The following is an 8,640-nucleotide window of genomic DNA, read 5'->3' as shown; positions in this document are numbered from 1 at the left end:
CCTCCGGCAGACCGGACAACACGCCGCCGCCGAGCGCGGCACCGCCAGCACCGTCACGTGCTCGGGCTCGGCCGTGACAGCGACGACGCGCAGCGAGGAGGGGATGAAGGGGAGCAAGCGCTTGGGCATGGGTAGCTCGGGGACAGCATTCTCCCCATCCGAATCCCAGCCAAGCGCGACCGCTCCCGCTCACTCCGTGCCACCACACAAAGTGACGCAGAACCGATCGTGTCCTCGATCATGGGCCTCTACCCCGCCCCCTTCGTCGCCGCGATGAAGGCGCGCGGCATCGCGTGGTTCGCCACCGTGACGACGGCCGCCGAGGCCCGCGCCGCCGAGCGGGCCGGCGCCGACGCCGTGGTTGCGCAGGGCGCGGAGGCCGGCGGCCACCGCGGCAGCTTCGAGCCCGGGGACGCCGAGCGCGCCGCGGTCGGCCTGTTCGCGCTCGTGCCGGCGCTGGCCGACGCGGTGTCGGTGCCGGTGGTCGCCACCGGCGGGATCGCCGACGCGCGCGGGGTGGCCGCCGCCCTGACGCTGGGTGCCAGCGCCGTGCAGATCGGCACCGGCTTCCTGCGCTGCCCCGAGGCCGGGATCCACCCGGCCTGGGCCGACGCCCTGGCGCTCGCCGCCCCGGAAGACACCCTGGTCACCCGCGCCTTCAGCGGCCGGGCGGGACGCAGCCTCGCCAACGGCTACGCGCGGGCCGCCGCCGCGCCGGACGCGCCGGCCCCGGCGCCCTACCCGGTCCAGCGCGCGCTGACCGCGCCGATGCGCGGGGCGGCGCAGCAGGCGGGCGACGTCCAGCGCATGCAGGCCTGGGCGGGCCAGTCCGCCCGCCTCGCCGCCGCCGAGCCGGCGGGCGAGGTGGTCCGTCGCTGTTGGGACGGGGCGCGGGCCCTCCTGGGCTGAGGCCGGCCCGCGGAGGCACGCGCGACCGGCCCCTCCTTTGCGGGCGAGTAAGCAACGGTTAACTACAACTTTTGATAGATGCCCGCATGCGTGCGAGGCTTCGTGGCGGCGGTCGGGCGCCGGCTGAGCCGGAGCGCCGGGGGAGCGCGCCCGGCGCCCAATCCGGCACCCTGCGCGTCGCCCGCGCCATCCTGGCGGCGCTCTCCGTCACGGCGGCGGCCGCGCCGGCCCGGAGCCAGAGCCTGTCCGAGGCGTCGGCCTCCGCCCTGGAGAACAGCTTCGCCCTGCGCGCCGATCGCGCCCGCCAGGAGGGGGAGGCGGCGCGGCTGCGCGGCGCCCTCGACAGCTTCCTGCCGACCGTCGGCCTGGTCGCCGACAAGCCGCTCCGGAGCCGGATCACCTACTCCCCGGCGCTCGCGCCGACGCAGATCGGCCTCGACACGGTGCCGCGGCGCGACCCGACGCAGGTCGGCGTCACGGCGGACCTGCCGCTGTTCGACGGTTTCCGGCGCTGGCACACCCTGCAATCGGCGCGGGCGCTGGCCGAGGCCGGCCGCTTCACCACCCTGTCCGCCCGCCAGCAGGTGCTGCTCGACACAGGTATCGCCTATCTGGCCGTGCTGCGCGAGGTCCGCATCCTCGGCTATCGGGTCTCGCAGGTCGCCGCGATCGCCCGCATCCGCGACGTGACCGAGCGCCAGTTCGAGGTGAACGACGCCACCCGCACCGACGTGGCGCTCACCCGCTCGCGGGTCCACGAGGCCGAGGCCGCACGCGACCGGGCGGTGGCCGACCTCGCCGCCGCGCGGCTGGCGTTCAAGCGGCTCGCACGGATGGAGCCGGAGCGGATGACGCCGCCGCGCCTGCCGGATCTGCTGCCGAGGGACGAGGCGGCCTACGCGGAGCTGGTGCGCACCGCCAACCCGGGGCTCGCGGCCGCCCGCCTCGGCGCGCGCGCGGCCGGCGACCTCGCCCAGGCCGCCACCGCCGAAGTGCTGCCGCAGGTGAACCTGCAATTCTCGCACGTCGTCCAGTACGGTTACAGCCAAGCGCTGGACCGGATCGCCGACACCACGACCCGGATCGTCGCCCGGGTCCCGCTCTACCAGCCCGGCGCCTTTCCGCGGATCGAGGAAGCCTCGGCGCTCGCCCGCCAGCGCGGCTACGAGGTGCAGGACGGGGAACTGGCGACGCTCACCGCGGCGCGCACCGCGTTCAGCCGGCGCCGGGCGGTCGCCGACCAGTCCGCCCGCCTCGCCGCGCGCGCGACCGAACTCGCGGCCACGATGCGCGGCTTCGTGATCGAGCGCGGCGCGGGCTTCCGCACCATCCTCGACGAGCTGAACATCCGCGCCGAGCTGGCCGACGCGCAGGTTCAGGCAACGATCGTCGAGACCGAGCGCGACGCGCTGGGCCTGCAACTCGCCGCCGCCGCCAATCTCCTGGATGCCGGCGGGCGGGGCGGCCCGCGCTTCGCGGCCATCCCGCCGGGGCCGGGCGCGGTGCCGGCCGCGACCCTGCGCCTCTCCGCGGAGGCCCACGCCCCGCGGCCGGTCCGCGCCCGCCCGGCCGACCGGCGCGCGGGCGATGAGCGCCTCGTCCTGCGCGGCACGGATGCGCCCTCCGCCGGGATCGTCAGGCGGATTCCGGAACCCGCGCTGCGGGTGTCGCTGGCGGAGCCCGACGCTCCTCGGTGAGGCGCCCGTCGGCGATCCGCAGCACCCGGTCGACGCGGTCGAGCAGCCGCTCGCTGTGGGTCACGAACACCTTGGCCGCCTTGACGCCCTGGAGGCTGTCGACCAGCGCGGCCTCCGTGACCGGGTCGAGGTTGGCGGTCACCTCGTCCAGCAGGAGCAGCCGCGGGCGGCGGCACAGGGCGCGGGCGATCAGCAGGCGGCGGCGCTGGCCGGTGGAGAGCAGGCCGGATTCCTCGGAGACCTGCGTGGCGTAGCCCTGCGGCAGCCGCTCGATCTCCTCGACGAGGCCGACGCGGGCGAGCGCCGCCTCCATCTCGGCCCGCGACACGCCGGGATCGAACAGCGCGAGGTTGTCGGCCACCGTCCCGGCGAACAGGCCGTCGTCGGCGAAGACGACGCCGAGGTTGGCGCGGAACTCGCGCTTGCCGAACCGGTCGAGCGGCATCCCGTCGATGGCGAGCGCCCCGGCCGCCGGCTCGTGCAGGCTCGCCAGGATCTTCAGGAGCGAGGACTTGCCCGAGCCCGAGGCGCCGACGATCGCGACGCTCTCCGCCCCCGCCACGTCGACCGCGAGGTTCGCGTCCGTCAGGATCGGGGCCTCGCCCTGCCCGAATCGGATCGTCACGTCGGCGAGCTGCACGCTCTTGCGGATCGGGCGGTGGATGCGGGCGTCGTGCAGGCCGGGCTCCTCCGCGTGGCCGACCACGTCGTCGAGGCGCTGGAAATGCACCCGCATCGCCGAGAGGTGCAGCAGGTTGGTGGTGAGCGCGTTGACGCGCTCGAAGAAGTCGCCGCGCAGGGCGAAGAAGGCGTAGAGCGTGCCGATCGTCAGCGCGTTGCCGATCACGCCGGTGATGCCGAGGTAGAGCGTGGCGACCGTGCTCGCGGCAATCACCGCGTGCATGAACAGCTCGGCGTCGATGCCCGCCTTGCGCGCCCGGAAGTCGAGATTGGCGAAGCGGGAGAAGCTCTCGAACCAGCGCAGCGCGAACAGCTCGGCGCCGTTGTGGGCCTTCAGGCTGTCGACCCGGCGCAGGCCGTCGAGGAGGCGCGCCCGCTCCTCCGAGCGCGCCTCCAGCGAGCCGGCGGTGGCGCGGTTGAGCCGCGGGAAGGTCAGCACCCGCAGGGCCAGCACGGCGACGAGCGTCAGCAGGGTCACGGCGGCCATGAGCGGCGAGTAGTAGAGCATCAGCCCGACGAGCAGCACCGAGGTCGCGGTGTCGGCGAGCGCGGTGACGAGGCCGCCGACCAGGAACCCCTTGATGTGGTCGATCGAATCGGTGCGCGCGACGAAATCGCCGGGATGGCGCAGCTCGAAGTAGCTCAACGGCAGGCGGAAGGCGTGGCCGACGACGTTGCGGGTGAACTGGAGCTGGAGCAGGGTCGAGGCGCGCAGGGTGATGGTGTCGCGCAGCCAGCGCCCGACCGCCTCGAACAGCATCATCAGCAGCAGGCCGAGCGCCAGCACGTGCAGCAGGTCGAGATCGACCTGCGGGATGACCACGTCGAGGGAGAGCTGGAGCAGCACCGGCATCGCCAGCGACAGGAGCGCGATGGCGATTGAGACGAGGGCGATCTGCCAGACCGTGCCGGCGAGCCCGCGCGTGGTGTGAAAGATCTCCACGAAGCCGAGCTTCCGCTCGGCCCGGAGGCGCTGGAAATCGACCCGGGGGGCGAATTCCAGCACGACGCCCGAGAACATCCGCTCCATGTCGGCGCGGTCGTAGATCCGCAGCCCGAATTCGGGGTCGTGGACCCGGTAGCGCCCGCGCTTGATCGCCTCCAGCACCACGAAGTGGTTGCCGTTCCAGTGCAGGATCGCCGGCAGCGCCACGCCGTCCAACTCGCCGACATTGCCGAGCGCGTAGCCGCCCGCATCGAGGTCGAGGGCGTCCGCGACCGCGACGATGTCGGCGAGCGACATGCCGGCCCGCGACAGCGGGAACAGCGCCCGCAGGTAGCTCAGGTCGATGGCGTGGCGGTGGTAGTTGGCGACCATCGCGAGGCAGGCGAGCCCGCACTCGCTCGCCTCGCTTTGCACGAGGGAGCGAACCCGGCGCCGCCCGTCGAGGGCGCGTCTCAGCCAGTCGCTCATGGTCTCATCCCCGTCCGCGCATCGCCCGGATCGGGTCGAGCACCCAGTCGATCAGCCGGCGCCGCTCCACGACGATGTCGGCGGTGAGGGTCGAGCCCACCCGGATCGGCTCGTCGACCCCGTAGGCGCGCACGGTGCGGGCGTGCGGCCGGACCTCGACCCGGTAGGTGGATTGCCGGTTGAGGCTCGTCGGATCGACGGCCGCGTCTCCGGCCGCGGCCACCGCGGTGGCCGGGACACGCAGGGGGCTCGCCGAGATCGCGGTGATCGTGCCGCGGGCGATGCCGAAGGCCTTGAACGGAAAGGCGTCGTACTTCAGCACCACTTCCTGCCCGACCTTGGCGAGGCCGATGGCGCGGGCCGGCACCTCCAGCACGATCATCGGCTCGGCGCCCGCATCGGCGACGATGGCCACCACCTGATCGGCGGCCACCGCGGCGCCGGGCTCGACGAACAGCCCCGCCACCTGCCCGTCGGCGGGGGCGACGATGTCGCGGCGCGCCTGGGCGCCGAGATCGGCGAGTTGCGCCGTGACCGTGCTCAGCTCGTTGTCGATCCCCGCGACCTGCGCCGACTTCTCGGTGAGGGCGGCGCGCTGGCCGCGCAGGCGCTCGGACGTCTCCTGGCGCAGCTCGGCGCGGCGGGCGCGCAGCTCGGAGAGCTGGCGGGCGTAGTCGAGGGCGATGCGCCGCTGGCCGTTCAGCGATTCCCGGGTGGCGTAGCCCTGCTTCATGTAGGCCTCGACCCGCCGGACCATCGCGTCCTGCTGGACCTGCCCCTCCCGCAAGGTCCGCTCCTGCTCGTCGAAGGCGCGCACGACCCCCGCGACGTTGGCCTCGGTCTCGGCACGGTCGCCGCGGGTCGAATCGAGGTAGGCGGAGAGCCGCGCCCGCTCGCGCCGGAGGTTGGCCTGCCGCTCCTCCAGGCTGCGCCGGTTGGCGGCGACGGTGGAGACGCCGCCCGCGGTCTGCTCGCGCAGGCGGATCTCGATCAGGCGCTGGCCGCGGATCACCGTCTGGCCGAGCGCGACGTCGATGGCGGCGACGATGCCGGGGGCCTGCGCGTCGAGCCGGGTCAGGCCGGAGGTGGCGGAGACGTAGCCCCGCACCGACTCCGTGCGGGCGAAACGACCGAAGAACAGGGCCGCGACGATCCCGGCGATGAGCAGACCGAAGAACCACGCCGTCCAGGCGCCGCCGCGGTCCCGCCGCAGGTCGACGGCGGCGCCGGCCCGGCGCCTGTGGAATGCGGCCGCGCCGGGCATCGGCGCCGCCGGCGGTTCAGGCTCGCTCATGATCGGCGCTGCGGACGGGGCTCATGCGGCGGATGCGTTCGCGAAACTCTCCTCTTGAGCGAGATTGCGCACGCTGTTCTCAACCGCAGGTAAATACTCGTCCAGGGTCGGCCACAGGTGCCACTGCTCGGGCCGGTCGAGCAGGGCGGTGCGGATGTGGTCGCGCACCAGGGCGGCGGCGGCGGCGCGCGCGCCGGGGCCGCTCTCCGAGACCTCGAAGGGTTGGCCGAGACGGATGCGGTCGCCGCCGGGCTGCATCGTGCTCGCCCAGGGCACCACGGTGGCGCCGGTGAGCCGGGCCAGGGTCGCGAGGCCGAACGCGAAGGACAGCGGCAGGCCGAACATCGGCATCGGCTCGGGCGCGCCGTAGGACGGCGGCAGGTCGCAGAACACCACGACGACCGCCCCCTGTCTGGCAAAGCGCACGGCAGGCAGGAAGTCGCCCCGCTCGGTGACCTTGAGGAAGCGCATCTCCACGCCGAAGGCGCGGATCCGCTCCATTACCGCGGTCTCCATCGCGAGGTCGTCGCGCTGGCGCAGGATCAGCAGGGGCCGGCCGGGGAAGAAGCGCAGCATCGTGTGGGCGAGGCCGACCACGTAGGCGCCCATGTGCAGCGGCGCGAGGATCACCGGACGGCCGCTCGCCGCGGCCCGCTCCAGGCTCTCCGGCTCGTCCACGCGGGTGCGGGCCATGTCGCGCCGGATGCCGGGCAGGCTGCGGCGATGCAGAGCGAGCCACTCCGTCTCGGCGGCGATGTCGTGGAGCGCCGCCGCGCGCGCGCGCCGCGTCGCCTCGCGGGCGGGCAGTCGCAGGACCCGCTCGAACAAGTCCGCGAGCACGGGCCTCCCGGGATCCGCGAGCGTCCGCACGCGGAACAGCGCCCGCACGGCGCGCCGCCGGATCGGCAAGGGGAGGGCGGCCGCGGCCCGATAAGCGCGGCCGAGACGGGGGGCGCCGGCCATCAGCGCCGCCCCCACCCTGCGCCGACGCGTGAGCGGCCCCCGTCCGGCATCGGATCAGCAGGACCGGCCGGACTTGCCGGTCGACAGTCCGGCGCCCACGCCGAGGTTGAGGCCGAGGCCCAAGCCGACGCCGGCCGTCGTGCCGCCGCTCTGGCCGCCGGTCACCGACTTCAGGGTCTTCAGGTCGAGCGCTTTCATCACCGTCTTCTCCCACCAGGCCGGCCCAGTCGCCGTCCCGTGGTCGAGAATTGACCGACCCGCCCAGGCTGTCCAGGCGCGCATTGGCCAATAAATACTTAATGTGCAGCGCAAATTTCAAATCGTTCGGACAGGGTTAATCGCGTTAACTCAAGACCGAAGCAATAAATATCTTCTCTTATTCTTCGGCTATCGGAACGAAGATCGTGCCATCGGAAAGGCCTGTTGAAGCCATGACGACAGTGTAGCGCCGTCCGTTGCAGGCTGCGGACCACCGCCACGCTCCCGCTGGCGAGGGCGATCGGGCGGACCGGATTCGGCCCACGCGGGGACGGGAGCAATGGCCGGTTCCGTGCCGGGTGAGCCTTTCCGGCCACGGCGGCGGCGTCACTTCCTGCTAAGGTTTCGGCGTCGGGGCGATGAGTCCCGGCCAGACCCTCCTCGCCGGCCTCCACCCGATCGGGCCGGCGAGGATGGTCCGTCCCGGCTCAGTCGGGACGCGCCGCACGAAGTCGCCCGCCGTCGCCGTCAGCAGCGGGCCGTCGCCCGGATCCAGGGCGCGGTCCGCATCGACGCGGCCGATCACCCGTCCTGCCTCATCAGCAGGCCGGCGGCGAGGCCGGCCCCGACGCCGACGCGGGGCACCGCGAGCCAGAAGCGCGGCCCGAACCCGACGTCGTCGAGATTGGGCTGGGGGGAGGGCGCGCGGCGCATCGGCGCGCTCACGTCAGGACGCGCCGCCCCGCAGGGGTGTCGATCGCCGCCCGGAAGCGCAGCGCCGGCCCGGCCACGATCGCGGGCGGGTCGGCGAGGCCGAAGTCCCGATAGAGCGCGCCGAGGGCATCCGGATCGGGATGCTCGACGGTGAGCCCGACGAGGCGGGCGCCGAGATCCGGCATGGCGCGGGCCGGATTGCCGGCCGGACCCCAGTCCATCGCGCAGGGCGCTGCCCCGCCGGCCGGCCACGCCCCGTCCGGGCGGACGCCGAAGCGCCACGCGAGGGCGCCGCGGGTCACCGTGACGGCCTCGCCGAGCAGGTCCGTGTGCGCGGCAAGCAGCCCGTCGAGGTCGTCGGTGCGGGCGACGAAGCCGCGCAGTCGCAGGCCCGCCGTCCAGTCGGCCCGGACCGCCGCCGCGTCGTCGAGGCCGAACCAGCGCGGGCGACCCGGCGGCGGCGCCTCGGGATCGACGGCGATCACCTCAAGGAACAGCGCGTCGCCGAGGCGCAGCAGGTGGTTGCGCGTGCCCATCTCCCGGTGCCGCCCGCCCTCGGGGATCGCGAGGCCGAGGCAGGCACCGACATGCGCCACACCCTCGGCGAGGGTAGGGGCGACGACGGCGAGGTGGTCGAGGACGAGCATGGAATCCCCTCTTCCGGGAACCGACCCGGCGAGCCCGGTCTCGGTCGTTCTTCGGATCTTCGGTCCCTGGACCGCGCGTCTCAGGCTGTCGCGGACGCACTTCAGACAGGGTTTGCGTTCAGC

The 8,640-nt window shown here is 73.9% G+C and carries 8 protein-coding genes; 2 read left to right on the top strand and 6 right to left on the bottom strand.

Translation table 11 applies throughout. From position 1 onward, the window contains the following. Positions 1–228 precede the first annotated feature (228 nt). Complete coding sequence (locus Q8W71_RS28515; protein ID WP_305528778.1) at positions 229–909, top strand: NAD(P)H-dependent flavin oxidoreductase; 681 nt, start codon at positions 229–231, stop codon at positions 907–909. 86 nt (positions 910–995) lie between these two features. Further along, entirely contained in the window at positions 996–2,606 is a 1,611-nt protein-coding gene (locus Q8W71_RS28510; protein WP_305528777.1) for a TolC family protein, read from the top strand. On the opposite strand, the gene Q8W71_RS28505 is transcribed toward Q8W71_RS28510, so the two are convergent. The 6 genes from Q8W71_RS28505 to Q8W71_RS28480 all read right to left on the bottom strand — a co-directional run bounded on the left by Q8W71_RS28505 (position 2,545) and on the right by Q8W71_RS28480 (position 8,517). Continuing rightward, positions 2,545–4,701: a peptidase domain-containing ABC transporter gene (locus Q8W71_RS28505; RefSeq protein ID WP_305528776.1), complete on the bottom strand. Its 2,157-nt coding sequence runs from the start codon at positions 4,699–4,701 to the stop codon at positions 2,545–2,547. The two genes, Q8W71_RS28510 and Q8W71_RS28505, sit on opposite strands and share 62 nt — an antisense overlap. Positions 4,702–4,705: 4 nt before the next feature. After that, positions 4,706–5,995, bottom strand: coding sequence for an HlyD family secretion protein (locus tag Q8W71_RS28500; protein ID WP_305528775.1), 1,290 nt, complete (start codon positions 5,993–5,995; stop codon positions 4,706–4,708). A gap of 21 nt (positions 5,996–6,016) precedes the next feature. Beyond that, positions 6,017–6,958 carry an LpxL/LpxP family acyltransferase gene (locus tag Q8W71_RS28495; protein ID WP_305528774.1) on the bottom strand — a complete coding sequence of 314 codons (942 nt, stop codon included), beginning with the start codon at positions 6,956–6,958 and terminating at the stop codon, positions 6,017–6,019. 54 nt (positions 6,959–7,012) lie between these two features. Next, positions 7,013–7,156: a hypothetical protein gene (locus Q8W71_RS28490; protein ID WP_305528773.1), complete on the bottom strand. Its 144-nt coding sequence runs from the start codon at positions 7,154–7,156 to the stop codon at positions 7,013–7,015. Positions 7,157–7,738: 582 nt separating this feature from the next. Further along, complete coding sequence (locus Q8W71_RS28485; protein ID WP_305528772.1) at positions 7,739–7,870, bottom strand: hypothetical protein; 132 nt, start codon at positions 7,868–7,870, stop codon at positions 7,739–7,741. 8 nt (positions 7,871–7,878) lie between these two features. After that, positions 7,879–8,517, bottom strand: coding sequence for a VOC family protein (locus Q8W71_RS28480; RefSeq protein ID WP_305528771.1), 639 nt, complete (start codon positions 8,515–8,517; stop codon positions 7,879–7,881). Between the last annotated feature and the right edge of the window lie 123 nt (positions 8,518–8,640).

Origin of the sequence: Methylobacterium amylolyticum, assembly GCF_030700245.1 — a bacterium.
Lineage (GTDB): Bacteria > Pseudomonadota > Alphaproteobacteria > Rhizobiales > Beijerinckiaceae > Methylobacterium.
This window is presented reverse-complemented; position numbering and strand designations above follow the sequence as displayed.

Bases quoted from the DNA above. Each gene is read 5' to 3' on its own strand.
- Q8W71_RS28510 (WP_305528777.1), top strand. From the start codon at position 996: ATGCGTGCGAGGCTTCGTGGCGGCGGTCGGGCGCCGGCTGAGCCGGAG.
- Q8W71_RS28505 (WP_305528776.1), bottom strand. From the start codon at position 4,701: ATGAGCGACTGGCTGAGACGCGCCCTCGACGGGCGGCGCCGGGTTCGC.
- Q8W71_RS28485 (WP_305528772.1), bottom strand. From the start codon at position 7,870: ATGCGCCGCGCGCCCTCCCCCCAGCCCAATCTCGACGACGTCGGGTTC.
- Q8W71_RS28490 (WP_305528773.1), bottom strand. From the start codon at position 7,156: ATGAAAGCGCTCGACCTGAAGACCCTGAAGTCGGTGACCGGCGGCCAG.
- Q8W71_RS28480 (WP_305528771.1), bottom strand. From the start codon at position 8,517: ATGCTCGTCCTCGACCACCTCGCCGTCGTCGCCCCTACCCTCGCCGAG.
- Q8W71_RS28495 (WP_305528774.1), bottom strand. From the start codon at position 6,958: ATGGCCGGCGCCCCCCGTCTCGGCCGCGCTTATCGGGCCGCGGCCGCC.
- Q8W71_RS28500 (WP_305528775.1), bottom strand. From the start codon at position 5,995: ATGAGCGAGCCTGAACCGCCGGCGGCGCCGATGCCCGGCGCGGCCGCA.